The 25,565-nt window shown below is 56.9% G+C and carries 17 protein-coding genes and 5 tRNA genes; 12 read left to right on the forward strand and 10 right to left on the reverse strand.

Annotated features, from left to right (window positions below):
• The first annotated feature begins 21 nt into the window (after positions 1 to 21).
• From O3C79_RS05475 to O3C79_RS05485, 3 genes are read left to right on the forward strand one after another with little or no spacing between them, the layout of a single operon-like run.
• Positions 22 to 342, forward strand: coding sequence for a 2Fe-2S iron-sulfur cluster-binding protein (locus O3C79_RS05475; protein WP_494385115.1), 321 nt, complete (start codon positions 22 to 24; stop codon positions 340 to 342).
• A gap of 19 nt (positions 343 to 361) precedes the next feature.
• The gene (locus O3C79_RS05480) at positions 362 to 1,570 is read left to right on the forward strand and encodes an NAD(P)/FAD-dependent oxidoreductase (protein WP_494385116.1); all 1,209 of its coding nucleotides are present in this window, start codon (positions 362 to 364) and stop codon (positions 1,568 to 1,570) included.
• 42 nt (positions 1,571 to 1,612) lie between these two features.
• The gene (locus tag O3C79_RS05485; protein ID WP_494385117.1) at positions 1,613 to 2,665 is read left to right on the forward strand and encodes a TRAP transporter substrate-binding protein; all 1,053 of its coding nucleotides are present in this window, start codon (positions 1,613 to 1,615) and stop codon (positions 2,663 to 2,665) included.
• 61 nt (positions 2,666 to 2,726) lie between these two features.
• Here O3C79_RS05485 and rimK read toward each other — a convergent pair whose 3' ends face one another.
• From rimK to O3C79_RS05500, 3 genes are all read right to left on the reverse strand, one after another.
• Positions 2,727 to 3,632: a 30S ribosomal protein S6--L-glutamate ligase gene (rimK, locus tag O3C79_RS05490; protein ID WP_494385118.1), complete on the reverse strand. Its 906-nt coding sequence runs from the start codon at positions 3,630 to 3,632 to the stop codon at positions 2,727 to 2,729.
• Positions 3,629 to 4,111 carry an ATP-dependent zinc protease family protein gene (locus O3C79_RS05495; RefSeq protein ID WP_494385119.1) on the reverse strand — a complete coding sequence of 161 codons (483 nt, stop codon included), beginning with the start codon at positions 4,109 to 4,111 and terminating at the stop codon, positions 3,629 to 3,631. Before O3C79_RS05495 ends, rimK begins: the two co-directional genes overlap by 4 nt.
• Before the next feature lie 503 nt (positions 4,112 to 4,614).
• Positions 4,615 to 4,701: transfer RNA gene (locus tag O3C79_RS05500), tRNA-Leu, on the reverse strand.
• Positions 4,702 to 4,848: 147 nt separating this feature from the next.
• Between O3C79_RS05500 and queA the strand changes: the two genes are divergently transcribed.
• The 6 genes from queA (at position 4,849) to rnr (ending at position 12,854) form a co-directional block, all read left to right on the forward strand.
• Positions 4,849 to 5,901, forward strand: a complete 1,053-nt coding sequence (gene queA, locus O3C79_RS05505; protein WP_494385120.1) for a tRNA preQ1(34) S-adenosylmethionine ribosyltransferase-isomerase QueA — start codon at positions 4,849 to 4,851, stop codon at positions 5,899 to 5,901.
• A 14-nt stretch (positions 5,902 to 5,915) separates the two neighbouring features.
• Positions 5,916 to 7,034, forward strand: coding sequence for a tRNA guanosine(34) transglycosylase Tgt (tgt, locus tag O3C79_RS05510; RefSeq protein ID WP_076463582.1), 1,119 nt, complete (start codon positions 5,916 to 5,918; stop codon positions 7,032 to 7,034).
• Positions 7,035 to 7,072: 38 nt separating this feature from the next.
• Positions 7,073 to 7,408: a preprotein translocase subunit YajC gene (gene yajC, locus O3C79_RS05515; RefSeq protein ID WP_417533914.1), complete on the forward strand. Its 336-nt coding sequence runs from the start codon at positions 7,073 to 7,075 to the stop codon at positions 7,406 to 7,408.
• A gap of 68 nt (positions 7,409 to 7,476) precedes the next feature.
• A complete protein-coding gene (gene secD / locus O3C79_RS05520; protein ID WP_494385121.1) occupies positions 7,477 to 9,330 on the forward strand; it encodes a protein translocase subunit SecD in 1,854 nt (617 codons plus the stop codon).
• A gap of 10 nt (positions 9,331 to 9,340) precedes the next feature.
• Positions 9,341 to 10,264 (forward strand): protein translocase subunit SecF, encoded by a 924-nt coding sequence (gene secF / locus O3C79_RS05525; protein ID WP_494385122.1) that lies wholly within the window; start codon positions 9,341 to 9,343, stop codon positions 10,262 to 10,264.
• A gap of 106 nt (positions 10,265 to 10,370) precedes the next feature.
• Positions 10,371 to 12,854, forward strand: a complete 2,484-nt coding sequence (gene rnr / locus O3C79_RS05530; RefSeq protein ID WP_494385123.1) for a ribonuclease R — start codon at positions 10,371 to 10,373, stop codon at positions 12,852 to 12,854.
• 33 nt (positions 12,855 to 12,887) lie between these two features.
• Here rnr and O3C79_RS05535 read toward each other — a convergent pair whose 3' ends face one another.
• A complete protein-coding gene (locus O3C79_RS05535; protein WP_494385124.1) occupies positions 12,888 to 14,273 on the reverse strand; it encodes a VTT domain-containing protein in 1,386 nt (461 codons plus the stop codon).
• A 70-nt stretch (positions 14,274 to 14,343) separates the two neighbouring features.
• Between O3C79_RS05535 and serB the strand changes: the two genes are divergently transcribed.
• Positions 14,344 to 15,567, forward strand: coding sequence for a phosphoserine phosphatase SerB (gene serB, locus O3C79_RS05540; RefSeq protein WP_494385125.1), 1,224 nt, complete (start codon positions 14,344 to 14,346; stop codon positions 15,565 to 15,567).
• Between the two features lie 26 nt (positions 15,568 to 15,593).
• Here serB and O3C79_RS05545 read toward each other — a convergent pair whose 3' ends face one another.
• The 6 genes from O3C79_RS05545 to O3C79_RS05570 form a co-directional block, all read right to left on the reverse strand.
• Entirely contained in the window at positions 15,594 to 17,744 is a 2,151-nt protein-coding gene (locus tag O3C79_RS05545; RefSeq protein WP_494385126.1) for an EAL domain-containing protein, read from the reverse strand.
• An 88-nt stretch (positions 17,745 to 17,832) separates the two neighbouring features.
• A tRNA-Gln gene (locus O3C79_RS05550) sits at positions 17,833 to 17,907 on the reverse strand.
• Positions 17,908 to 17,918: 11 nt separating this feature from the next.
• Positions 17,919 to 17,995, reverse strand: a tRNA-Met gene (locus tag O3C79_RS05555).
• Positions 17,996 to 18,004: 9 nt separating this feature from the next.
• Positions 18,005 to 18,079: transfer RNA gene (locus tag O3C79_RS05560), tRNA-Gln, on the reverse strand.
• 11 nt (positions 18,080 to 18,090) lie between these two features.
• A tRNA-Met gene (locus O3C79_RS05565) sits at positions 18,091 to 18,167 on the reverse strand.
• Positions 18,168 to 18,330: 163 nt separating this feature from the next.
• Positions 18,331 to 19,329, reverse strand: coding sequence for a helix-turn-helix transcriptional regulator (locus O3C79_RS05570; protein ID WP_494385127.1), 999 nt, complete (start codon positions 19,327 to 19,329; stop codon positions 18,331 to 18,333).
• Positions 19,330 to 19,487: 158 nt separating this feature from the next.
• Here O3C79_RS05570 and O3C79_RS05575 point away from each other — a divergent pair, with 158 nt between their 5' ends.
• Both O3C79_RS05575 and O3C79_RS05580 read left to right on the forward strand, forming a co-directional pair.
• Positions 19,488 to 20,444 (forward strand): helix-turn-helix domain-containing protein, encoded by a 957-nt coding sequence (locus O3C79_RS05575; RefSeq protein ID WP_494385128.1) that lies wholly within the window; start codon positions 19,488 to 19,490, stop codon positions 20,442 to 20,444.
• Positions 20,445 to 20,564: 120 nt separating this feature from the next.
• A complete protein-coding gene (locus O3C79_RS05580; protein ID WP_494385129.1) occupies positions 20,565 to 25,511 on the forward strand; it encodes an autotransporter domain-containing protein in 4,947 nt (1,648 codons plus the stop codon).
• Positions 25,512 to 25,565: the final 54 nt, after the last annotated feature.

Raw genomic sequence — 25,565 nt, forward strand, 5'->3', positions numbered from 1 at the left:
GCATTCGTTGGAGAAAACATCATGAGCATTGAAATCCATGTAACAGACGACCTGGGTGAGACTCAAACCCTGAGCGGCGAACCAGGTGGCACCCTTATGGAGCTGCTGCGCGATGAAAGTTCCGGCGTTGAAGGCATCTGTGGAGGCTGTGCTGCCTGTGGTACCTGCCACATTGTGGTCGACGAACCCTGGCAGGCTGGCCTGGGTGAGCCGGGCATGGATGAACAGATTCTGCTGGAAGCTCTGAACGAACGCACCACCGGCTCACGTCTGAGTTGCCAGCTGCGACTGGCGCCGGAAATGAGCGGCATGTCCCTCACCATTGTGCCTGCTGAATGTTGAACAGAAGAGGAGTCGGGCCATGCAGAAGTTGGTGATTGTGGGTGGTGGTCATGCCGCTGCCCAACTGATTCGCACCTTGCATAAGCGCGGTTTTGACGGCGAGATTGCCCTGATTACCGAAGAGTCGGTCCTGCCCTATAACCGACCACTGCTATCCAAGGATTACCTGTTCGGAGAAGTGGGTGAAGCCCAGCTGCCATTATTGCCCGCAGCAATCTACGACAAGCTGGGAGTGCAGGTGCACCTGAGCAGCCGGGTAGAGGAAATTGATCGCACCCGCCGTTGTGTACGTTTGCAGGACGGTCAGCAGCTGCCCTATGACCAGCTGGTACTGGCCACCGGCGCCAACCCTCGGCAACTGGACGTACCGGGCTGCCAGCTGGAGGGTATCCATTATCTTAAAACCTTGAACGATGCGCGCCGGTTACAGGAAAGTTTCGAGCCGGGTCAGCACCTGAGCGTGATTGGTGGTGGCTACATTGGTCTGGAGATTGCCAGCGCAGCGCGCAAATTGGGCCTTGAAGTGGATCTGCTTGAACGTGGCGAACGCATTCTGGGGCGTGTGGTAGCACCGGAAGTGGCAGGCTACTTCCACACTTTGCATGAAGATCAGGGTGTGGGTATCCGCACTGAAACCCAGGTTGCCGAGTTTCTGGGTGATGGCCAAGTTACCGGTGTTCGTCTGGAGAGTGGGGAATGCCTGCCCACCGATCATGTGGTGATCGGCATCGGTGTGGAGCCGGCCGAGCAGCTGGCGCTTGCGGCAGGCCTCCGGTGCGATAACGGCATTCTGATTGATGCCAGTTGCCAGACCAGTGATGCAGCGATCTATGCACTGGGCGACTGTGCGCGCCAATACCATCCCCATTACCAACGCTGGTTACGTCTGGAGTCGGTGCAAAACTGCACCAGCCAGGCTGCCATGCTGGCCAGCGCCTTGTTGAACGCCGATACGCCAGCCCCCGAAGTGCCCTGGTTCTGGTCCAGCCAGTTTGATCGGCGTCTGCAGATTGCCGGTTTGAATACGGGCTATACGCAGGTGATCCAGCGCGGCAGCGAGGCTGACTGCAGCTGGCTTTATCTACAGGACGGGCAGTTGATCGCCTGCGATTCCATCAACCGGCCGGCCGACTTCCTGCAGGCCAAAAAACTCATTGCCAGCCGTGCACGGCTGAACCCCGAACAGGCTAGGGACCTCTCCCGGCCCCTGACCGAGTGCATCTGCTAACAGATGCTGATACCGCCAAGACAACAATAAAAAGGTACACCTATGCTGAATCGATACTCTGTCAAAGCCACCCTGGTGGCCCTCTCGTTTGCGGCCAGTTTCAATGCCAAGGCCGACGAACCCATTATCATGCATGTGGCTACCGCAGGCCCGCCGGGACATGTGCAAAACAGTGTCGTCCTGCCCACCTGGGGCAAGTGGATTGAAGAGGCCACCGAAGGCCGCGTCAAAATGAAGCTGGAATATGCCCTGGGTGAGCAAAGTTCCTACTTCAATCTGGTGGAGGATGGTGTTGCTGATGCGGCCTGGAGCTTTCATGGCTATGTACCGGGTCGCTTTCGCCTGACCAAAATGGTGGAACTGCCCAACGCCGGTGTGAATGCTGAAGCCGCATCGGCCGCTTACTGGGATGTGTATCAACAGTATTTTGCCAAGGCCGCGGAGCATGAAGGCGTGGCGCTGATGGGACTGTTTACGCATGGCCCGGGTCAGATATTCTCCAAGCAACCCATTAATAAGCTGTCAGACCTGGAGGGCAAAAAAATTCGCCTGGGCGGCGGTATTCAACAGGACCTGGGTGAGCTGTTGGGCGTGTCGCCGGTATCCGCACCGGGCCCCAAGGTTTATGAGTTGATGCAGCAGGGCATTGTCGATGGGGTCTTCATGCCGGCCGCCAGCGAGAAGGATTTCCGTCTGGCTGAGGTCGCCCCGCACCTGACTCTGATGCCGGGTGGTCTATACATGGGCAGCTTTGCCATAGTGGCCAACGAAGACTTTCTCGACAGTCTCAGCCCTGAAGATCGGGAAGCGGTCATGAAGGTGTCCGGGGCGAAGTTATCGGCTCTGGCCGGTAAGGCCTGGGATCAGTCCGACAAGAACGGCATTGCCGAAGCGTTGAAGTATGAAGTCACTATCAGAGAAGTGGCTGAGGAAGCGCCCATGACGCAGGAGTTTCAGCAGCTGACCTCCGGCTTCGACCGGAAATGGGTGGAAAGCGTCAGCGATATGAATGTTGATGCTGCCGAGGCACTGGAAGCCTTCCGCAAGGCGGCGCGCCAGTATCAGGCGGAGGACGCATCAGTGGCTGAACGCTAACAATTGCAAACCGATAAAATGCCCTCCCGGCAGTGTCGCGAGGGCATTTTTACTGTCTGGCTTAACCCTTGCCGCGTGTGCGCGTTTTCCAGGGCTTGGCGCTTTTCTCAATATGCTGAACGATCATGCCGGCGATATCCTTGCCGGTCGCGTTCTCGATCCCTTCCAGCCCGGGTGAGGAGTTCACCTCCATCACCAGAGGGCCGCGCGAAGATCTCAGCAGGTCCACACCCGCGACACCCAGCCCCATTGCTTTGGCGGCGTCAATCGCCGTTTTGCGTTCCTGTGGCGTTATGCGTACCAGAGATGCGTGGCCGCCCCGGTGAAGGTTGGAACGGAATTCGCCCTCTGCCCCCTGGCGTTTCATGGCTGCGATGACACGGTCACCGATGACGAAACAGCGAATGTCAGCGCCGCCGGCTTCCTTGATGTATTCCTGAACCATAATGTCGGCCTTAAGCCCCATAAAGGCTTCAATCACGCTTTCGGCCGCCTTGCGGGTTTCTGCCAGTACCACACCAATGCCCTGGGTACCCTCCAGCAGTTTTATCACCACGGGGGAGCCGCCCACCATGTCCAGCAGGTCTTTTACATCGTCAGGTTTGCTGGCGAAGCCGGTTACCGGCATGCCGATGCCTTTGCGTGACAACAACTGCAGTGAGCGCAGCTTGTCGCGGGAGCGGGTGATGGCAACGGATTCGTTGACGGGGTAGACCCCCATCATTTCAAACTGACGCAGCACCGCACAGCCATAAAAGGTAACCGAAGCACCAATGCGTGGAATGATGGCGTCAAAGCCGACCAGGTCCTCACCCTTGAAGTGGATAGAAGGCTTTTCCGAGTTGATGTTCATGTAGCAACGCAACGCGTCGATCACCTTGACCTCGTGCTCGCGTTCTTTGCAAGCCTCAATCAGTCGGCGTGTGGAGTAGAGCGACGAGTTGCGCGACAAAATACCGATTTTCATAGAGCCTCTGCTTCGATTGAAAGCTGATAGGAAAGGGATGGATCAATCACCAGACGTCCGTTCATGGTGGTTCTGCCCACCAGCATGCGGAACTTCATGGTGTCGCGGTTGGTCAGCGTAAACTCTGCCGGCCAGCGCATGCCTTTGAACTCAATCTGGGTCCTGATCACATAGCGCATTTCGCGATGGCCACCGGAGTCGGTTACGGCACGGAAATCAGCCACCTCGGCTTCGCAGGTGACCACATGTTCAACATTGTTCTGCTCAGGGTGAACACTAAAACGCACCCACTGAGCGCCGTCCTTTTCAAAGGGTTTTACCTCGAATGCGTGGATACAAGACGTGCGTGCGCCGGTGTCCATCTTCGCCTTGATGCGGAAAATTCCCAGCTCGGGAAGGGAGACCCATTCCCGCCAGCCAGCGGTGTGTAGCCTGTGCTCCCTGGTTGCAACAGGGGAGCTTTCCTTCATACATTCCATACAGTTCTCACTGCTATCAATGAAGCCTGGAAAACGCCGGATATTGGCATAACTCCCAGGCAAATACACTGGATTTTAGCTGCTCGATATCACGAAAAATGCAGTATGACCGCCGGCTTGAAAGTGGCTGGTCAAAATCATCAGTTTAAGGGTAGTAGAAATGGGCTTGTTCTGCGGAGTTGAGGGCTGAACGGGTGTGTAATCGGTGACAGCAGTCTGGAAAAGCCTGTGCTATTTGAGATGACGGAGAATAGTCACTGAGATAGCAGTAATGTCTGTTTCCGTGCCTTGGAAAGAGCGTTACAAAAGTACGATTCAGTGATGCGTCAGCAAAGGCTGCAGAAACACTCGGCAATTAGTTCATACAGATGACGATATCGTCAGACTGAACCCGCTGAATCAATGTGGACACTTTGTGGATACTTCGAGCAAAGATGAGGAATCAGCCGCTTAAGTGCTGACTTGGCTTGCTCTGTAACTTACTGAATATACTTGGAAAGTAGTGGTACCAGCGGCCGGACTCGAACCGGCACACCCGTTAAGGCGGGGGATTTTGAATCCCCTGTGTCTACCAATTTCACCACGCTGGCACTATCTGACGGGGCCTGATGATCAGTGGCTCCGTGCAAGTGAAGGCGCATATTATATTTGTCTTTACTCGTTCGTCAATCAGGACTGAAAAAAACCTTCCATTCAGGTAGAATCGGCGCTTTCCAACAGGCTTCCAGTTTGAATTCATGCAGGTAAAAGATTTCTACTTCGAGCTCCCGGAGGAGCTGATTGCGCGCTACCCTCTGGAGCAACGCAGCGCCAGCAGGCTGCTGTGCGTTGACGGCAATACGGGCGAACGTACCCACCGTCAATTTTCCGATCTGCCCTCCATGCTGCAACCCGGCGATCTGCTGGTGTTCAATGACACCCGTGTGATCCCGGCCCGCTTGTTTGGCCATAAGGCCAGTGGCGGCAAAATCGAGATGCTGATTGAGCGCGTGACGTCTGACAGCGAAGCGCTGGCGCATATCCGTTCCAGCCGTGCTCCTAAACCGGGCACTGCATTGACGCTGGAAGGGGGGCTTGAAGCCGAGGTGGTAGGCCGCCAGCAGAATCTGTTCGAGGTGCGCTTTACTAACCTTGAGGGGCATCTGGTCAGTGCGCTGGAAGAACATGGTCATATGCCGCTGCCGCCGTATATGAATCGTGAAGATCAGCTGTCGGACCGTGAGCGCTATCAGACGGTCTATAACCGCAAGCCCGGTGCCGTGGCTGCGCCGACAGCCGGTCTGCATTTCGACGAGCCGCTGCTGGAACAGCTCAAGGCGATGGGCGTGGAGCAGGCGTTTGTGACCCTGCATGTGGGCGCCGGAACCTTCCAACCGGTGAAAGTGGATAATATCCATGAGCATCACATGCATGCTGAATATATTGAAGTCTCTGAAGAGGCCTGTGCGGCGGTGAAAGCAGCGCAGGCGCGCGGTAACCGTGTTATTGCCGTTGGGACCACCAGCGTGCGTTGCCTGGAGACCGCGAGCCAGTCAGGCGAAATCGAGCCGTTCTACGGCGATACGGATATTTTCATCTACCCCGGCTATCGCTACCGCACCGTGGAAGCCTTGATTACCAACTTCCACCTGCCCGAATCGACCCTGCTGATGCTGGTCAGCGCCTTCTCCGGTCATAAGGCGATGATGGATGCCTATGCCGAGGCCGTGGCCGAGCGTTACCGTTTCTTCAGTTATGGCGATGCCATGTTTTTGACCCGTCGCGAGGCGACGGACGAGGAGTCAGCGTGAGAAAAGAATGTTTCATGAAGTTCGAAACCACGACCACTGAAGGCAAGGCTCGTCGTGGTCGTCTGACCTTCCCTCGTGGTGTGGTAGAAACTCCGGCGTTCATGCCGGTCGGTACCTACGGCACGGTGAAGGGCATGACGCCGCGTGATATCGAAGCCACGGGCGCTCAGATTATCCTCGGCAACACCTTCCATCTGATGCTCCGCCCCGGTACCGAAATCGTGCAGCAGCACGGCGATCTGCATGATTTCATGCAGTGGAAGGGGCCGATCTTAACCGATTCCGGCGGCTTCCAGGTGTTCAGCCTGGGCAAGATGCGCAAGATCAGCGAGCAGGGCGTGACCTTCCAGTCACCGGTGAACGGTGACAAGGTACTAATGACGCCAGAAAGCTCCATGCAGGTTCAGCGCGAACTGGGCTCAGACATTGTCATGATCTTCGACGAATGTACGCCTTATCCTGCGACCCACAAGGAAGCCGCTGATTCCATGCGCCTGTCCATGCGCTGGGCACAGCGTTCCAAGGATGCCCATGGCGACAGCCCTTCAGCGCTGTTCGGCATCATCCAGGGCGGTATGTATGAAGACCTGCGTGACGAGTCTCTGGAAGGCCTGACCGAGATCGGCTTCGATGGTTATGCCATCGGCGGCCTGTCCGTGGGTGAGCCCAAGGAAGACATGAAGCGTGTGCTGGATCATCTGGCGTGGAAAATGCCTGAAGACAAGCCGCGTTACCTGATGGGTGTAGGTAAGCCGGAAGATCTGGTTGAAGGCGTCCGCCGCGGTGTGGATATGTTTGACTGTGTGATGCCGACCCGTAACGCGCGTAACGGTTTCCTGTTTACCCGCAACGGCATCGTCAAGATCCGTAATTCGTCCAATAAAACGAATACCGCACCTGTGGATGAAACCTGCAGCTGTTATACCTGTCAGAACTTCAGTCGTGCCTATCTGCACCATCTGGACAAGTGCCGCGAAATCCTGGGCGCACACCTTAATACCATCCACAACCTGCACTACTATCAGGAGCTAATGGCTGGTTTGCGCAACGCTATTGAACAGGGTAAATTGAGCGACTTTGTAGACGAATTCTATCGTCAGCGGGGACAGGAAACCCCACCGCTGACGGCGTGAAGCGAATACTTTTCACTGTAATCGGGAGTACAACCTGAATGAGCTTTTTCATCTCTCCGGCGCTGGCCGCTGATGCCCCTGCCGCGGGCGCAATGGATCCGGGTATGTTCAACATCCTGTTCCTGGTCGGTTTCGGTCTGATTTTCTACTTCTTCATGTGGCGCCCCCAGGCCAAGCGCGCCAAAGAGCACAAAAACCTGCTGGCTAACCTGGCCAAGGGTGATGAAGTGATCACCGCTGGCGGCATCATCGGTAAGGTTGTGCGTCTGAACGACGACTATGTGGTACTGGAAGTGTCTGAAGGTACCGAGCTGAAGTTCCAGAAAGCCCATGTGGCAGCCGAACTGCCGAAGGGAACGATCAAAAGTATCTGATCTCCCGTCTGAGTGATCCAGCGCCACTGTTCAGGTGGCGCTTTTGTTTTTGGTGAGGACCGAGCACGATGCTCAACCGCTACCCCCTGTGGAAAAACCTGATGATCCTGCTGGTACTGGTGATTGCCGGTATCTACGCAGCCCCCAACCTCTATCCCGATGATTTCGCTGTCCAGGTATCCAGCACTCGTACCACCGAGGTGAATGCCAATACCCTGACGCAAATTGAATCCGCCTTGCAGGCGTCTGGTGTTGAAACCAAGGACGTAGCCTTGCAGGAAGACGGGGGTGCTCTGGTGCGCCTGGGCACGTCCGATGCTCAGTTGGCCGCCAAGGAAGCGATCGCGGATCAGCTGGGTAGCGACTATGTGGTAGCGCTGAACCTGGCACCGACGACCCCTGACTGGCTCAGCAGTCTGGGGGCAGGCCCGATGAAATTGGGCCTCGACCTGCGTGGCGGCGTTCACTTCCTGCTGGAAGTGGATATGGCGCAAGCTGTAGGTCAGCGTCTGGATGTCTATGTCAGCGAGATCAAGACCAAACTGCGTGAAGAAAAACTGCGTTACCGTGTGGTTGATCACCTGGATGATGGCCGTCTGGCGATCCGCTTTGTTGATGCCGAAGCCCGTGATGCCGCGTCCAGCCTGCTGCTGCGCACCTATCAGGAGTTTCTGGTCGACAGCCAGGACGTGGACGGCGACGCCTGGTTGTACGTCAACCTGACCGAGCAGACCATCCGTGAAATTGAAGACTATGCGATCAAGCAGAACCTGACCACGCTGCGTAACCGCGTCAACGAGCTGGGTGTAGCCGAGCCGCTGGTTCAGCGTCAGGGTCGTAACCGTATCGTGGTGCAGCTGCCGGGCGTGCAGGATGCTGCCGCTGCCAAGCGTATTATCGGTAAAACGGCCAACCTGGAGTTCCGCCTTGAAGCCGGGCCGGATGCGAGCCGTGCCACAACCGAGATGTACGGCTTCCGTGATACACCGGAACGCACCGCTAACCTGGAAAAAGACGTAATCATCACTGGTTCCAGCGTGTCCAACGCTCAGGCAGCCTTTGATGAAAACGGCATGCCCCAAGTATCCATTACGCTGGACGCCAAGGGCGGTCAGATGATGAGCCGTGTGACCCGTAACGCCATCCAGCGTCGCATGGCGGTACTGTTTGTTGAGCACAAACAGCGCATGCTGGTGCAGACCATCGATGGCGAGCGTGTCGAGAAGCGTATTCCGTACACCGAGAAAGGCATCATCTCGCTGGCAACCATTCAGAGCACCTTGGGCAACTCCTTCCGTATCACCGGTCTGGATAGCGCCCAGGAATCCTCCGAGCTGGCGCTGCTGCTGCGTGCCGGTGCCTTGGCGGCGCCAATCTACTTCGTAGAAGAGCGTACGGTTGGCCCGAGCCTGGGCGCTGAAAACATCGAACTGGGTACCCTGTCGGTCAAGATCGGCTTCGCGCTGGTGCTGGTGTTCATGCTGGTGTACTACAAGGTGTTCGGTCTGTTGGCCAACGTGGCACTGACCTTGAACCTGGTGTTGCTGGTGGCGGTGATGTCGCTGATGTCGGCAACACTGACCTTGCCGGGTATCGCCGGTATCGTGCTTACCGTGGGTATGGCGGTGGATGCCAACGTTTTGATATTTGAACGTATCAAAGAGGAACTTAAAAACGGTCAGCCGGTCCAATCGGCTATCCACAGTGGTTTTGCTCGCGCGTTCACTACCATCCTCGATGCCAACGTTACAACGCTGATTGCTGCAGTAATCCTGTTCGCTATGGGCACAGGCCCGGTCAAGGGGTTTGCCGTAACCCTGTCTGTCGGCATCCTGACCTCCATGTTCACCGCGCTGCTGGTTACCCGTGCACTGGTTAATCTGGTGTATGGCGGTCGCACGCTGAAAAAAGTGATGATCTGAGGAGATACCCATGGCTACAGGTAAAATTTACAACTTCATGGGTGTTCGCAAGCTGGCGCTGGCGTTCTCCCTGATCCTGATGCTGGTTTCGATCGGCTCTCTGGCCGTTAATGGCCTCAAGTTCGGCCTCGACTTTACTGGCGGCAGTCTGGTTGAAATTGGTTACGAGCAGGCAGCAGATCTGGAGCAGGTGCGCTCCAGTTTGCAGACCGCAGGCTTTGAAGATGTCACGGTGCAGACCTTTGGTTCGCCGCGTGATGTGCTGATCCGCCTGCAGGCCGACCACGATCCCAAATTGGGCGACAAGGTGCTGGAAGCGCTGGAAACGGGTTCCGGCCAGAACCTGGAACTGCGCCGTAACGAGTTTGTCGGTTCTCAGGTGGGTGAGGAGCTGCGCGAGCAGGGCGGTCTGGGCATGCTGTTGGCATTGTTCATGATCATGATTTACCTGGCCTTCCGCTTCCAGTTCAAGTTCTCCATCGGAGCGGTGGTTGCGCTGGTACACGACGTAATCGTGGTACTGGGCTTCTTCTCCCTGCTGCAGGTGGAGTTCGATCTGACGGTACTGGCGGCCGTACTGGCGGTGATCGGTTACTCCCTGAACGATACCATCGTGGTGTATGACCGTATCCGTGAAAATTTCCGCGTACTGCGTAAGGGCGACTCCACTGAGGTGATGAACACCTCGTTGAGTCAAACCCTGAGCCGTACATTGATGACCTCCATCACCACATTGCTGGTGTTGGTGGCCCTGTTCTACTTCGGTGGCGAAATGATCCATGGCTTTGCCATGGCGCTGCTGGTGGGTGTGTTGATCGGTACCTACTCCTCGATCTATGTGGCGGCCAACGCGTTGTTGATGATGAATGTCACGCGTGAAGATCTGCTGCCGCCGCAAAAGGAAGAAGGTGAGGAAGGCGAAGAACTACCCTGATCTTACAAAGCCGGCTTCTGCCGGCTTTATTTTTTACATCTGTAGCAGCTATTCTGAAATGCATAAGCCAAAAAGGCGCGCGGTTACAGACAAAAATGGAATATGAATGACTAAGAATTGGCAAGAGAAAGATCCCAATGCTCAGCTGGAAGCTGAAAAATATTCGCAGCCGGTCCCGAGCCGCGACTTCCTGCTCAACTTTCTCGAAAAATGGGGTGCACCGATTGGTCACCCTGCACTCTGCCGTGAACTCGGCATCGAAGATGAAGACGGCATCGAGGGCGTGCGTCGCCGCCTGATCGCCATGTGCCGTGATGGCCAGCTGATCTCCAACCGTAAAAATGAGTATGGCCTGATCCGCAAGATGGATCTGATTTCCGGCCGTGTTATCGGTCACCGTGACGGCTTTGGTTTCCTCAAGCCGGATGCCGGTGGCGATGATCTCTTCCTCAGCCCGCGTAACATGCGCGAAGTGTTTGATGGCGATCGCGCTCTTGTCCAGCCAATCGGCATGGACAGTCGTGGGCGACGTGAAGGCAAAATTGTCGAAGTGCTGGAACGCAGCACCACCAAGCTTGTGGGGCGCTTTGATGGTCATGGTGGCTTCGGTAGCCTGATCTGTGAGAACCAGCGTATCACCAACCAGGTGATGATCATTCCTGACCCGACCACGGGTCTTGAGTATGAAGACGGCCAGCTGGTGGTGGCGGAGATTATCCAGCACCCGAACCGCAAGCAGCCGGCGCGTGCGCGTGTGATTGAAGTACTGGGCGACCGCATGGCGCCGGGTATGGAAATCCAGGTTGCCATCCACAATTACGAAATTCCTGACGAATTCCCGGAAGATGTACACCAGGAAATCGGTGAGCTGACACCGGAAGTACGCGAAGAGGACAAGCAGAACCGTGTGGATCTGCGTGATCTGCCGTTCGTCACTATTGATGGTGAAGACGCCAAGGACTTCGATGACGCGGTGTACTGCGAGAAGAAGACCTTCGGTGGCTGGCGCCTCTGGGTCGCCATTGCGGATGTATCCTACTATGTTCGCCCGGATTCGGCGCTGGACCAGGAAGCGGTCAAGCGCGGTAACTCGGTCTACTTCCCCGAGTTCGTGGTGCCCATGCTGCCGGAGCTGCTGTCCAACGGCCTGTGTTCACTGAACCCCAAGGTCGATCGTCTGGCCATGGTGTGCGAGATGACGGTTAGCCGCGCCGGCAAGCTGTCCGGTTACAAGTTCTACGAAGCCGTGATCAACTCCAAGGCGCGTCTGACCTACACCAAGGTTGGCGCCATGCTGGATCAGGAAAACGAGAGCTGTGCACCCTTGCGCCAGGAATATGCACATGTGGTCAAGCATATCGACCAGCTGCACAATCTGTACAAATCACTGCGCAAGGCCCGTGACGAACGTGGCGCCATCGACTTCGATACGGTGGAAACCCGCATCGTCTTCGACCAGGTGCGCAAGATCGATGAAATTGTGCCGGTACATCGTAATGATGCGCACAAGATCATTGAGGAGTGCATGCTGATTGCCAACGTAGCCACGGCACGTTTCCTGGCCAAATATGGCAAGCCGGCGCTGTACCGTATCCATGAAGGGCCCAAGGCGCAGAAGCTGGAAAACCTGCGTGCCTTCCTCGGTGAGCTGGGGCTGAACCTGCCGGGTGGCGAAACGCCTGAACCCAAGGATTACCTAAAGCTGGCTGAAGCGATCGACGGACGTCCGGATCGCCATATTATCCAGACGATGATGCTGAGATCCATGCAGCAAGCGGTTTACAGTCCTGAAAATCTCGGACACTTTGGCTTGGCCTATAACGCCTATGCTCATTTCACGTCGCCTATCCGTCGCTACCCGGATCTTCTGGTTCACCGTGCCATCCGTGGTGCCATTCACGGTGAGGCCAAGGTGAAGGGCGTCGAGCGACCGAAGAAGTTCGAGGCCAACAGCGCCTTCAAGTATCCGTACAGCAATGAGCAGATGCTGGTGCTGGGTGAGCATTGCTCCATGACCGAGCGTCGTGCCGACGATGCCACCCGTGATGTGGTCTCCTGGCTCAAATGTGAGTACATGCAGGACCAGATCGGCGAAGACTATCCGGGTGTTGTGGCTGCTGTTACAGGTTTTGGTGTCTTCGTTGAGCTGGAAGACCTGTATGTGGAAGGACTTATCCACATCACAGCTCTGCCCAGTGACTATTATCACTTCGAAGCGGCCAAGCAGCGCCTGGTCGGTGATCGCACTCGACGCGTGTTCAAACTGGGTGACCGTGTTGATGTTAAGGTCGTACGTGTCGATCTGGATGAGCGCAAGATCGACTTCGAACTGGTCGGCGAGCCGGATCAGGGCAAACCGAAAAAGAAGCTGAGCCAGCGCGAAAAACTGGCCAAGGGGCAGGTAGGTGATGGGCGCGGCAAGCCCAAATCACGGTCGCGCGGAGGTCAACGCGGAAAAAAGCCTGAAGGGCGTGCCAAGGGTGCCGGTCATGGTGACAAGAGCGGTGACAAGAGCGAAGCGCCCAAGCATAAGCCCAAGAAGGCCCGTAAACCCAAGCATCCACCCAAGGCCCGTCGCAAGAAGGCCTGATGCACACTCCTGGCTGGCCGGGTGTCTGTCGGTTCAACTGATCCGGTAGGTCTCGGCCGCTGGCCCCAGCTGCCAGGCGATATATGCCAACGCGAGTATAAGCAGTGCTCCCAGCCAGCCTAGGGGGGCCAAAGCTCTTGCTGGGTGGCGGTACAGCCAGATCCGATACATGGCTGCGACCGCCAGCCCCTCCGCAATACCCGCCACCACATCCAGTGGCCAATGAACCCCCAAAAGACAGCGCGACAGCCCGATCAACAGAATCAGTGGTGCCGCCACCAGGTAACAGTTGTGCCGTACTGCGTGGGGCCGATTATGTGCCCACCAGGCACTGGTCAACCCCAGCCACGCGGCGGCAGCAGACGCATGACCACTGGGAAAGCTGAAAGTGGTCAGGGCTGCCTGCTCCGGCCGGTCAATGGCAAACAGATGCTTCAGCAAAACATTCAGCCCCACCACCGCAAGTGTTCCCAACAATACGCCCCAGGCTTGGGGCTGGCGCAACCACAGGGCGCCAAACAGGCTGGTGGCCAGAGCGAGCGTCAGCGCCAGCTCCAGATCACCCAGCAGGGTTACGGCCAACACTGTTCTGGGCAGTAGCGTGCCCAACTCGTTCAGTGTGGGCAGTAGAGCCTGGTTCAGAGCCAGTCCTGACGGGCTTGGCGCCAGGGTGCTGATCAGCAGCAGCAGGCTGGCGGTGCCGGTCAGCATCACCAGCGGTGCAGGTGGCCAGGGACCTGGCAGCCACTGCGCCAGGCGGCGTGAGAACAGAGTATCGGGGTGCAGGCGATGGTGAATTTGCTGCCATACCAGCAGGACCATGACCAGGCAGGCCAAAAGCCAGAGCAGGGGCTCCAGTGCGGGCGGCATGGACTGAAGGCCACGGCCGGTAAAATAACCGGGCAGTAGATAGGCAGGTGCCCAGCCCAGCGCCGACAGCAGGTTGTACAGCATAAATCGAGGTGTTGGCATCTGACAGCTGCCGGCAACAAAGGGAATTACGGGCCGAAGCGGTCCGATAAAGCGCCCCAGTAAAATGCTGAGGCCGCCCCAGCGAGCAAAAAAGCGCTCTCCCTGCTCCAGCCAGGATGGATGGCGTTTGACCAGGCCCAGATTACGGATGCGATCAGTGCTGTGTTTGCCCAGCCAGAAGCTGATGCCATCCCCCAGCAGGGCGCCGGCCAGTGCCATCGCCAGGCAGGTGCCCAGGTCCATGCCAGTGGAGCCAGCGGCAAAAGCCAGGGCAAACAACAGCGCCACGCCAGGCAAGACCAGGCCGATGAAGGCCAGAGACTCGGCGGCGGCAACCAGTAAAATCAGGCTGAGCACCGCCCAGATGGGCAAATCGGGTAGCGTAATAAGGCTTTCTTCGGGCACAGGTAAAGTCCATTTCTGGTTGGGCTCAGGCATACGGGCCATTGGCCTGTCTGATATAATTGCAGTCTAGTGCTGGTGATGCCAGCGGTGCTTTATCAAACGGAAGGGTTCGATGAACGAAATCATCCTGCTGACAGTCTCCGGCGATGATCGTCCCGGGGTTACGTCTGCAATCACCGGAATTCTTGCTCGCTATAACATCAACGTCCTCGATATCGGCCAGGCCGTTATCCACAACACCCTGTCACTCGGGGTGTTGATTCAGGTGCCTGAAGAATTGGAGTCTTCGCCATTGCTGCGGGATCTGCTGTTCAAGGCGCACGAGATGAAAATGCAGGCGCGCTTTGAGCCGGTGGAAAGTGAAGCCTACGAACATTGGGTGGCGGGGCAGGGTAAATCCCGTCATATCATCACGCTGTTGTCGCGTCAGATCAGTGCCGAGCATATCGCCCGTGTCACCACCATTGCGGCGGATCACGGTCTGAATATCGACAACATCAGTCGTTTGTCCGGTCGTATCTCTCTGCAGCAGGAAGCCTGTAACAAGACGCGTGCCTGTGTTGAGTTCTCGGTACGTGGCCTGCCGGCGGATGCGGCAGCTTTACGTGAAGAGTTCCTTAAGGCGGCCAGTGATCTGGGTGTTGATATCGCCTTCCAGAAGGATGATATCTATCGTCGTAACCGCCGCCTGGTGGTGTTCGATATGGACTCGACGCTGATTGAAGCCGAGGTCATTGATGAGCTGGCTAAGGAAGCCGGTGTCGGTGATCAGGTGATTGAAATCACCGAAGCAGCCATGCGTGGCGAGATCGATTTCGACGAAAGCTTCCGTCGCCGTGTGGCACTGCTGAAAGGGCTGGACGCTTCGGTACTGGAGCAGATTGCCGAGCGCCTGCCGCTGACCGAAGGTGTGGCCGAGCTGGTGTCTCACCTCAAGGCGATGGGGTTCAAAACCGCCATTCTGTCTGGTGGTTTCACCTACTTTGGGCGTTACCTGCAGGACAAGCTGGGCTTTGACTATGTCCATGCCAATGAGCTGGATATCAAGGATGGCAAGGTGACCGGTGAAGTGACCGGTCAGATCGTCAACGGTGAGCGCAAGGCTCAGCTGTTGCGTGAGATTGCCGAGCGTGAAGGTGTACGTCTGGAGCAGACCATTGCCGTCGGTGATGGCGCCAATGACCTGCCTATGCTCTCCATTGCCGGTCTGGGGATTGCCTTTCGAGCTAAGCCGCTGGTGCGCCAGAGTGCCAAGCAGGCCATCAGCACGCTGGGGCTGGACGGCATTCTCTATCTGATCGGTTTCCGCGATCGCGACAGCGAAACGCTGATCTAGCCTCTCCTGCCCTATGGCCGGCCAGGTTAGCTGCCCTGGTCGGCCTCGCCAAAGAAGTCGTAATCCATATTCTCACGCGGTGGCTGCAGGTAATGCCCCTGAATCAGATGAATGCCGGCACCGTATAGCTGCGGAATCACCTGAGTGTTTTCCACCTGAGGCGCTATCAGTGTCCGTTTCTGATGCAGCAGAGGCTCGACCAGGGTGCCCAGTGTTTCCATATCCAGGCTGTCACTCTGCAGATCACGCATGTAGGAACCGTCGAGCTTGACGAAGTTGGTGCGCAACTCCTGACGGACATGGTTTGAATTGGGCGAACTGCCGAAGTGTTTCAGGCAGGTGCGGCAGTTCAGTTGCAACATGGCACCCACAAAGCGCCGTGCGGACATCAGATCCACGGCGGCATCACTTTCACTGAGCTGGAAAATCAACTGAGACGGGCTGATCGACGTTTCCGTCAGCTTCAGTGCCAGCCATTCCGGCAACTTGTTACAGCGAATCGATGGCCCTGACAGGTTGATAAAGAGGGATACGTTCTGCGCTTTGCATTCCGGTGACTGTAGAGCCTGGAGTGCGTGCTCGATCACCCAGCGGTCCAGCTCCCGGAGAATCTCGGGCTCAATGGTCTGAATAATAAACGCATTGGGCGAGATCGCCTTGTTGCTGTCGCTGACCAGCCGCAGCAGCACTTCGTAATAGGCGGATGGATGTGCCATGCGCAGGGGGACTACGGGCTGATACAGCAGGCGGAAACGGTCACGTTTCAGGGCATTCGCCAGGCGCTTGTTCATGCGCCCGTCCAGCTGCGTCAAATGGCCTTGCTCGGGATTATACAGCTGTACTCCGTTGCCGGGGCGATTGCCCTGGTGGAGGCTGGCGGCGGCCTTGCGTGCATGATCAAGCAGAGTGGCCGGGTCGGGTGTGCTGTCGTTGATCATGGCGATGCCCACCGACACCGTCGTATGAATAGATACCTGATCAACGTCACATATGTGATTGCGAATCGCGTGGCATAGCCCCTGGCCCAGGCTGATTGCCTTGTCAGGGTCAGCGTTGTGCATCAGGACCATGAAGCTGTCATCATCCAGGTGGCCCAGCAAGTGTGCCGGGCTCACTTTTTGCGTCAGAATGTGTGCAATCGCACGCAGTATTAACGCTTCGCCATCGGTACCTACCTCGGCACGAATAATCTTCAGGTGGTCCAGCCGCAACAGCAGCAGGCTACGGTCCTGGCCCCCGCGCAGAGCCCGCATGCATGCGGCTTCAAGCGCCTGCATACAGGCATGCTCATTCTGCAGGCCCGTCATTGGGTCCAGACTGCGGAAGGCTTCTTCCTCGCATTCGGGTTCACTGATTTCCACCGCGTGGCACATTTTGCCCTCAAATATCACGGGTGACAGGCTGAGCATGCCTTCGAAATATGTCTTGTCCGGGCGTGTAAAGGTGAGCGTTTGAGGCTTGCGATCGTCGGCTCCGTTTTCTGCCTGGCGCAGGCAATGGGTCAGGCGATCCTGTTGGTTACCAACAACGAAAGAATGCAGCTGTCGGTTGGACAGGTGAGCATGATCGGTGTATCCGAGCAGGCGAGCAAAGCTGTTGTTGCTGTATACAATCCGGCCTTCATGCAGGTAGCAGATGGCACTGTTGGAGTGTTGCACCAGATACTGGTTGCGCTCACGGAGCTGTTTCAGCTCCGCAAGTGTTGTGCGCAGCTCGCGGCGTTGGCACAGTTGCAGATATTGGCGCTCTATTTCATGGATGACCCAGTGATGGTCCGATTCGGGTACCAGGGCGGCTACCCCCAGGTCATGCAGTTCATTAGGCGCCATAACCTGCGGCTGGGGGGCCAGGACGATGACCGGCAGGTCACGTTCTTGCAGTTTGATCCAGTCTAAAGCGCTCTCAGGGCTCAGGGCTGGCCTGTAATCGTTTTTCCAGGTGAAGACCAATAAATCCCAAGTGCGCCTCTCAAAGGCCTGCTGCAGGGCTTCCAGGTTCTCTATGGCAAGGCCACGAGGTGCAAAATCCGTGTTGCGCAAATTGCTCAGCAGCAGTTCCATAGCGGCGCCGTCGCACTGTGCAAACAGGATGTTGATATTGCGACTGCTCGCATCGTTATCCCGGTGGGTGGGATGCTTGGAAAGTGCGGATAGGATTTGATCGGTTGAACTGGTCATGCACACTCCGGGGGCTATCTGAACGCGTGTTCGTTCATCTTAGCTTAAACATGGAGTGAAGGAGAATATACAAGAACTACTAGGAGGATGGCAGGGGTAGCAGGATTCGAACCTGCGCATGCTGGAATCAGAATCCAGTGCCTTACCGCTTGGCGATACCCCTGCAATGTAAAATGGTGGCAATAGCGGGACTCGAACCTGCGACCCTCGCATTATGAATGCGATGCTCTAACCAACTGAGCTATATTGCCACGCATAAGTGGCTGGGGTAGCAGGATTCGAACCTGCGCATGACGGGATCAAAACCCGTTGCCTTACCGCTTGGCGATACCCCAGCATTTGAAAGTGGTGGCAATAGCGGGACTCGAACCTGCGACCCTCGCATTATGAATGCGATGCTCTAACCAACTGAGCTATATTGCCAACTGCTTTCAAGGCCGCGAATTATTCCCTGTTTTTGAAATGCTGTCAACACCCTGAAAGCAAAGAAGTTTAAAAAAATGAGGGGTGGTCATAATCGGGCACAAACAGGGGATCGATTGCCGTATCAGATGGCACAACAGGTTCTGCCAATGGTATCTGCCAGCTACTCATCAGCGCTCGTATCGATGGTGCTCAGCCGCAGTGTTTGCCCTGGCGTTTCGCCAAAATAATCACGATAGGCCTTGGAAAAGTTGCTGACATGGCTGTAGCCCACTGCATTTGCAACCATCTTGACCGGAGCCCCTTCCTGTTCGATCAGCGACCGTGCGTGCTCAAGTCGTTCACGGCGCAGGAACTCTCTGGGAGAGCACTGTGCTGATACCTGAAACAGTTGGCTAAGCTGGCGCCGGGTAATGCCGAAGCGTTGGCATATATCATCTGCCTTGAGGGGCGCGTCCAGGTTGCTGCGGATGTAGGTCGTCAGGTTACTGAAAATCTGCTCCCCCCAAAGTGAGGCTCTGTCTTCGCACTCCGTATCGCCGGCCCGTATGGCTCGAGCCAGCTCTGCCAGAATAGACATGGACACCCCTTCCAGCGCAATTTCCTGCAGCGGGTCGGATGCGCAGGTGCCGGGTGCAAACACATTAGCTAACAGACTGCGCAAGCGGGTGTTGACCGGCACTTCACGGCTGACAACGCCAGACTCGGGAAATGAGGAAAAGCAGGCGAGGGCGCCGGGCAGTGTCTCGCCTAGCTGCTTGTGAAGGCCGGATATTTTACCGGCCACGCCTATATGTCGAAGCGTCTGGCCGCCTTTCATAAGAAAACGGGTGCCGTTATCACGCACGCGGTAGACGATGCCGGACTGAGGCGTGATCTCGTATTGTTTGCCATCCGGGGTTTCCAGCAGCATTTCGCCGCTTAACAGGAGCACGCTGCAGAGCAGGTTGGGCAGTTCGGATTCGCCTGCGCTGGTATCGATCACACAGTCGCGCTGGACCCGGAATTCGGACCGATAAAGCCGCAGCACATCATTGAAATCAAAGCGTTGCAGACGCCCCATGCCGCCGCCATCCGGCAGTGGAAAGTCCTGAGCCTCAAAGTCCCAAAGGGCACGGCTATCGCTGTTCAGGTGTTCAAAATCATTTTTGTTTTTATTCATGGCAGGCCAAAGGCTGAGTCAGTTGGGGGCAAGACCACACAGTCCTTTTTTACGCTACCAGAACTGATCGAGTGTTCAAAACGCATAAAAATGCGCGAAAATCATAAAACAGAATACTTGAAGTGCATATCATTCGAATGCATCGTTAACCGATGCACATGGATTGGAAGCAAACACATTTCTCATTGAGCGATGCCTCGTTGCAGGCGGCTGCCCAGCCCTGGCTTGATCTGGAAATGCACCAATTAAGCGGAGGGCCCTACGAGGGTGAGTGTTCAACACTGACACTGGACGACATGCACTTGGTGCATGAGCGCCAGAATCAGGCCGTCCACAAAAGCGGCGTTACCCAGGGTAACCTCTGTGCAATTTCCATCGCGAAAACAGTCTTTCCCGGGATGCGCTTCTCCCAGTTTTTAAACCCGATGGACTCCTGGCTCTATTTTTTGCCCAAGGATGCGGAGCTGGATATCCGGGTGATGCCGGAAAGCGAAACCTTCTACCTCTGCCTTGATCAGGACTGGTTACTGAGGGGCGCGCAGATACTTAACCAGCATGAAGGGGCAAAGCACCCGGCTGCTCCCCAGGCTTTCCATAGTCGACATACGGCCAGGCTTATGGCCGATTTCAACGCACTCATTCACCACAGCAGCCCGGCAAGGCTGATGCAGTCAGACAACTGCGCCCGGCTGCTGAGGGACAGTGTTGTCATCGCACTCAGCCAGGCTACCGCGATTGATACCGGTGTCTGCCGCAGCGTCCGTGCCGGCTGGCGAGCCCAGCGGCTGGTCTCGACCGCGCGGGAATACATGGGTGCCTGCCTGCAAACAGGGCAGGTGCCTACCCTCACCGATATCTGCGCGACGACTGAAGTGTCGGAGCGCACGCTGCAATATGCCTTTCGCAGTGCCATGCAGCTCACGCCCGTCGCCTACCTGCGTACCCTGAGGCTCAATCGGGTACGTACCGACCTTTTACTCGCTCAGCCAGCTCACACAACCGTGACCCAGATCGCCATGCGCTGGGGCTTTGTGCATCTGGGTGAGTTTTCCCAAGAGTACAAGCGCTTGTTCGGGCAGCGGCCATCCGAAACCCTCGCGCAACGCCCGGATTAAGCCTAAGGGACAACCTTGCTTTGCGGAATTCCGATAGTTGGCCAACACTTGTTTGACGATAATCCAGTATTAAAACTCGAGCCAGCCATCGGGCCATCAAGCGTTTACAGGGAGGTACTCATGAATCACGCCTATCGTGTTGTCTGGAATCAGGCGCTTCAGATCTGGATGGCGGTTGCCGAGATCAGCCGCAGTAAGGGTAAAACCAAAGCTTCGGTCCTGCTCAGCGGCCTGCTGCTGGGGGCATCGCCCGCCGGGGCGGTGGAGGAAACCTTTACGGCGCCTTCCGGGAACTGGTCGGTTGATGGCAACTGGGCGGACGGCTCGGCACCGGTTCCCGCGACGGACCTGCAGCTGAATTTTGACAATACTGCAGACCCGACTTTCGCGACGACCCACGATCTTGGTGATCTCACCGTGAACAGGCTGAGCTTCTCCACCTCGAACCCGATTTTCCCAGTTATTGTCGTCGATGCCGCTAGTGCCGCAGACAAGCTCACTTTTGACGGGGCCGACGCGACAATTGATGTGTCATCACCTTTGGATGCTTGGTTTGATGTAGATATTAACCCCGAGGTAGTGCTCGACAGCACCCTTAGGGTAGCTTCCAGTGGTCCAACATCGAACAAAAATGTCTTTTTTAAGAGCGGTATATCGGGAGCGGGGGGGCTCACGGTTTCAGAGGGTGTGGCCGTTCATCTGGCCGCCAATGATGGCGGGCTTTATACCGGCGACACTACCATTGCAAGTGGCGGGGTTTTGGCGAATGTTTGGCGCACGTCGAACACTCTTAGCGCCGCATCCCGACATATCGTCCATGGCGAACTCATGTTGCGTGAGTCTGGTGCCATAGGAAGTCTTGAAGGTAGTGGCCAGGTGATGATAGATGACGAGAAAAGCCTGGAAGTCGGTGCCTTGAATACCGACACCCTCTTCTCCGGGGTAATAAGAGAAGATGACTCATCCTTTCCCGGCAGTCTCATTAAAACCGGCACCGGCACCCTGACCCTGACCGGTGCCAACACCTACACCGGCGGCACCACCATCAATGGCGGTGCGCTTCAGATCGGCAACGGCGGCACCTCCGGGTCTATTGCGGGCAATGTGATCAACAACAGTTCGCTGGTGTTCAACCGTGCTGATGACTCGACCTTCGCCGGTGCTATCAGCGGCAGTGGCACCGTATCCAAACAGGGCACCGGCACCCTGACCCTGACCGGCACCAATACCTACACCGGCGAGACCCGCATCTCCAACGGCACCCTGTCAGTCCAGGATGGCGGCAGCATCAGCCATGGCGCTGTGCAGATGAGTGTGGGCGATACCGCCAGCCAGACCGGCACCCTTGAGATCGGGGCGGGCAGCTCTGTGACGAGTCACCGGTCCTCTGTCGGCTTAGGCGGTACCGGGGTGGCTCGCGTCGGTGGCAGCGGCGCGCTGTGGCAATTGACAGAACAACTTTACGTTGGAGTCCGTAGCGAGGGCACCCTGGAACTCCACGATGGTGGTGAGGTAGAGGTTGCCAGCGTGCTTTACGTGGGCACTAACCCGGGTGTAACTGGTCGGGTAACCGTGGATGGCGCCGGGGCGGAGCTCAGGGCGTGGCGACTGGCCGTGGGGGACCCTGGAAACGGCACCCTGACCCTGGCGAATGGAGGCACGGTTTCAGTTGACGAGGGCACTGGAACGGTTTATGTAGGCGCCCAAGTCAATGGGCATGGCACCCTGAATTTCGGCGCCTACGACCTTGCTGATCCGACCACTGCGGGCGTGCTCGGCGCTGACCGTCTCGAAATCGACCCTATTTCTAGTGGAGGTACGGGCACCATCAATTTCAACCAGACCGATGCCCTGAACCTGGCGGCCGATATCGTACAGGGCGGTGGAACGTCCAGCGTCAACCAGCGTGGCACTGGCACCACTATCCTGACCGGCACCAACACCTACACCGGCGACACCACCATTTCCGATGGTACCCTGCTGGTCAATGGCTCTATCCAATATTCATCAGTCAACGTCAACGGCGGTACGTTGGGTGGCAATGGCTTGTTGACGGGGGTTACGACAGTCAATACTGACGGAACCCTGGCCCCCGGCAACTCCATCGGTACGCTCAGCACCGGCGATGTGACGGCTAACACCGGCTCTACCTTGCAATTCGAGGTGGACAGTAGTGGGGCCTCGGACACTTTGGCGGTGGCCGGTGGGGTGACCCTGAACGATGGTGTGATCATCGACATCATTGCCCTGGATGCTCTAGACAGCCTGCCAATCCATAGCCAGCACACCCTGATCGATAATGATGGGGCAGATCCCATCGCTGGCAGCTTTACTCCGGGTACAGGCAGCCTCGGCAGTGACGGTGAACTGTTTTCTGTGCTTTCTACCACGGGCGGGGATGGCAACGACCTGGCGGCTGACAGTTACCGTACCGGCATTACCCTTGCCGATGGCGCTACCTTCAGTGATGACCTGGCCTTTCCGGATCACTTCCCCGGTTTTACGTTTACCGTGGAGAGCGCAGACAGTGCAGCCTTTAGCGGCATTTTGGGAGAAAGCACCACGCCGGTATCCCTGAGCAAAAATGGCTCCGGTACCCTGGTTGTTACTGGAGCCAACACCTACACCGGCGGCACCACCATCTCCAACGGCACCCTGGCCGTGCGCGATGGCGGCAGCATCAGCCATGGCGCTGCAGTGATGACCGTGGGTGATACTGCAGGACAGACGGGCACTCTGGAAATTGGGCCGGGAAGTCTTGTCGCTAGTGCGCAAGCCACCATTGGGCAAGCAGGCGCGGGTGAGGTCGATATTGGCGGTACCGGTGCCCATTGGCAGGTTGATGGTCGCATCGATATGAATAGCGGCGGTTCTGGCATCCTGAGAATTCATGACGAAGGTGTTGTGGACGTCGCCCACGAGTTACGTGTTAGTTCTGACTCTGCGGTAAGGGTCAGTGGTCCTGGGTCTTCGCTGAATGCCGATAGTCTGTGGGTTGGGCTACGTGGCAGTGGTTCGTTGACACTGGAAAATGGCGGCAATGTATCGGTTGGAGAAGGGGGTCTATACCTGTCGGGGGACGACGGTACAGGGGTGCTCAATTTTGGCGGGTACGATTTGTCTGTCGCAAGTACTGCTGGGTCACTTGGAGCCGATACTATTGTAGTCGGTTCGGATGATGGGGGTGGTATGGGTATTATCAATTTCAACCAGACCAATACCCTGACTCTGGCGGCTGATACGAGAGAGAGTCGCGGTTCGGGTAGCGTTCATCAGCGTGGTAGCGGCACAACCATCCTGACCGGCACACACTATTACACCGGCGATACCACCATTTCAGATGGCACTCTGCTGGTTAATGGCTCTATCGAACGTTCATCGATCAACGTCAACGGCGGTACCCTCGGTGGCAGCGGGTCGGTGGGTAACGTCACCGTCAACAGCGGTACTATCACTCCGGGTAACTCCATCGGCACGCTCACGGTTGGCGGCGACTGGACCCTGGGGGCTGGGGCTACCTACGAGGTGGAACTGATCGGTGGCGGCACCACCGCCGGCACCCATAATGACCTGGTGGATGTGGCCGGTACTGCCACCATTGCTGATGGAGCCCTGTTCCATGTGACACCAGAGAATGGAACGGATACAGGGCGCACAGGCTATTCCGATGGTGCCATCTATACCGTGGTTCAGACAGGTAGCGGTTTGACCGTCAACGGCCAGCAGACCGTGACCGATGACTACGCCTACCTGGATTTCCGTACCGACGATGACGGCAATGCCTATTACCTGATCAGTGATCTGCGGGTCATCACGCCGCCACCAGAGCCGGAGCCGGAACCGGAACCCGAGCCGGAACCGGAGCCAGAACCTGAGCCTGAGCCGGAACCTGAGCCTGAACCTGAACCCGAGCCTGAACCGGAACCTGAGCCTGAGCCAGAACCGGAACCTGAGCCAGAACCAGAACCTGAGCCAGAACCTGAGCCAGAACCTGAGCCGGAACCCATTCAGAGCTTCTGTCTCGATGGCATGTCCGGCAACCAGTGTCGTACTGGTGATAGCGCCTTCAGACTGGCAGCGGGGCATCCTATATATGATCAGGTTCTGAATATGAGTGAAGCTCAGGCAAGGGCGGCGTTGAATGCGTTGTCGGGTGAGCTGCATGCCAGTGTCCGCGCCCAGCTGGCGACCCAGAGCGACGGTATTCGCCTGGCGGCACTGGAACGGCTGCAGTATGCCCCCAGGGATGAGAGCAGTGGTCTATGGTTCGACATGTTGTACGGCGACGCTGAACTGAATGGCAAGAGTGGCATCGCGACATTGGATAGCCAAAGCCGGGGCCTGTTACTGGGCGCTGATGGCCAACTGCAAAACGGCTGGCGCCTTGGGGTACTGGGTGGCTATCAGGACAGTAATATGGACCTTGCTGCGCGCTCATCCTCTGCGGAAGTGGATAGTCTGTATCTGGGTGTTTATGCCTCTCGTCACTGGGACAACAACTGGCACCTGGGCTTAGGGGCTACGTTCGGGCAGCACCAGTTGCAAACGCAACGCCATGCGCTGGGCCAGACACTGAAAGCCGATTACGACGCCAGTAGCTGGCAAGCCTTTGCCGAAAGCGGCTATCGCTTCGAGTCTGATCATGGCTGGGTACAGCCGTTTGTGGGCCTGTCCTGGCTGAACCAGCGTAATGATAGGTTCACGGAATCTGGTGGCTCGGCGGCTCTGGCGGTGGAACGCACGGAGTCGAGTACCGGTTTTGCCAGTGTCGGTGTGCGCGGTGGTGCTGAGCTGGGCGCGGATCCTTTACCGGTTCGTGTGCAGGGCTCTATCAGCTGGCGCCATGCAGTTGAGGATATTGATACGGTCAGTGAGCACCGCTTCCTGGGTGGTGACAGCCGCTTTACGATCAAGGGCGCGCCGATTGCCGAAAATACGGTTGTACTGGATGCGGGGCTGGTTGTACCGGTATCGGAAAATACTGATATCAGCTTCGGCTACCGGGGTGAGCACTCAGACGAGAGTGATGTGCAGGAAGGGTATATTCAGATGAGTGTGCGCTTCTAGTTCGGGCGTATTGGTCATGCGCTGGGGCTGTGTTCACCTGGGTGAGTTTCCCGT

This window comes from Marinobacterium sp. NO-S09 (genome assembly GCF_059179545.1).